General features: G+C 55.7%; 2 protein-coding genes and 1 pseudogene. 1 reads left to right on the forward strand and 2 read right to left on the reverse strand.

The features are described from left to right. Positions 1-668, forward strand: a 668-nt coding sequence (locus ACFUCV_RS14935) for a hypothetical protein (RefSeq protein ID WP_380817119.1), incomplete at its 5' end; no start/stop codon positions are given. 221 nt (positions 669-889) lie between these two features. Here ACFUCV_RS14935 and ACFUCV_RS14940 read toward each other — a convergent pair. Continuing rightward, a complete protein-coding gene (locus ACFUCV_RS14940) occupies positions 890-1378 on the reverse strand; it encodes a hypothetical protein (RefSeq protein WP_380817121.1) in 489 nt (162 codons plus the stop codon). A gap of 354 nt (positions 1379-1732) precedes the next feature. Then, a pseudogene (locus ACFUCV_RS14945) lies at positions 1733-1954 on the reverse strand (hypothetical protein); the annotation flags it as partial.

Below are 1954 nucleotides of genomic sequence, written 5' to 3' on the forward strand. Positions count from 1 at the left end.
CCATAAGGACGATCATTGCGGGGACGCTCACCACCGCGGTTGTCCCGATCACCAAAAGGACGATCATTGCTGCGCGCCGGGCGATTATCCCGATCACCAAAAGGACGATCATTGCTCCGCGCCGGGCGATTATCCCGATCACCATAAGGACGATCATTGCGGGGACGCTCACCACCGCGGTTGTCCCGATCACCATAAGGACGATCATTGCTGCGCGCCGGGCGATTGTCCCGATCGCCAAACGAAGGACGATCATTGCTGCGCGCCGGACGGTTGTCCCGATCACCATAAGGACGATCATTGCTGCGCGCCGGACGATTATCCCGATCACCAAACGAAGGACGATCATTGCTGCGCGCCGGACGGTTGTCCCGATCACCATAAGGACGATCATTGCTACGCGCCGGACGGTTGTCCCGATCGCCATAAGGACGATCATTGCTACGCGCCGGGCGATTATCCCGATCACCATAAGGACGATCATTGCTACGCGCCGGGCGATTGTCCCGATCACCGAAGGGCTTGCGGTCTTCGCGGCGTCCATTGACCATGGGACGATCCGCACCGCGATTGTCCCGCCCACCGTAGGAGGGACGATCATTACTGCGCTCCGGACGGTCATCACGGTCACCAAAGGGCGGACGGCTCCCTTGACGTTCGGTGTATGATTTGGCCGGACGACGGTCACTGGTTGCCGGACGATCGGCGTAAGGGCGATCCTTGCCCCGATTGCCGTCGCGGTTTCCCGAGGCATCCTCGCGATTGCGTTCGAAATGCTCAGCCATGCTAACTCCTAAATCATTGAGCGCACTAACTGGCACAGTAACAGCCGCTCTTCACTTTTAAAATTGTTCTCAAAACCTGTGGACCTTCAAGTCCATCCATCAGTCTAGTCGAGCTTGAGCACTCCACCCATGAATCTGGCGTATCTGGACAAGATGAGGGGCCAATCACAAATGAAGACATCTTCCTCTTGATCTTGCCTCTGGGTATTCTGTTCGGTGATCACGCGCACTCGCGTCTGACCATCGTGTAGAGCCTCGAAATGAATATCGACGTCCACGGATCCATATTGTTCCTGGCCGAGTACCCAGTGAAGCCGTATAAATTCGCCAAGCTGCCATTCTGTGATGTCGGCCCAGACGACTTCCTGGCCTTCATCCGACTCTTCCACAACATGATCGCGCAAAAGCGCAACGTGGCTTTCCGCACCAAACATGCTCTGTTCACTCACAGGCCACCAAAGATGCATTCCATCAGTAAAACCATCAAACGCTTGATCCACTGGAACAGTTAAAATCACCGACCCGTCAAATTCGGCATGTTCTGTAGGCGATACATAGTCAGGCTCATGAGCGTGTGAAAACAGGTTGGGCATGATGTTAGTCTACGGTGAAATGAACCTGGCAAAGGGTCGTAACTGCTCATGCAACTCCCCCGCGGGGCTGGCATGACACAGCATCTGAATCACACATCCGTGAAGCCCGTCAGCCTCTAAATGGCCCGTGAATCGTTGAATCCAGATTGTTGGTCAATACGGACCACCCCGATGACGGAGACGAACGCTTACTTAGTCGCGTCTTGATATTGGCAATCAAATGCCGCAGTCCGGAGGAATTACCCATGGATGGCCATGAATTCTAACCGAGATTGATGGCCGCCAGCGGACAACCTTCGTGGACATCGGGTGCCGGTCGCTAGAATTTCGGTGGCCAGCACGTTTCTGTGGCTGCTAAGGGTCAAGTACGCTACCGGGTGGGAAGCCAGCTTTGGGTTGTGCGTGGTGGTAGGGGTTGTGGCGAAGTTTTTGGGTGGGATCGATGATGTAGGGGGCTGTGAAGTTCGGGGTGCCGTGGCGCAGTTCAATGGTCCAGTCGCTGTGGTGGATCAAGGTGTGGTGGCGGGGGCATAGGAGGGCTGCGTTGTTGATGTTGCTCTCTCCCCCGTCATGCCA

It is taken from the genome of Specibacter sp. NPDC057265 (assembly GCF_042668835.1).
GTDB lineage: Bacteria > Actinomycetota > Actinomycetes > Actinomycetales > Micrococcaceae > Specibacter.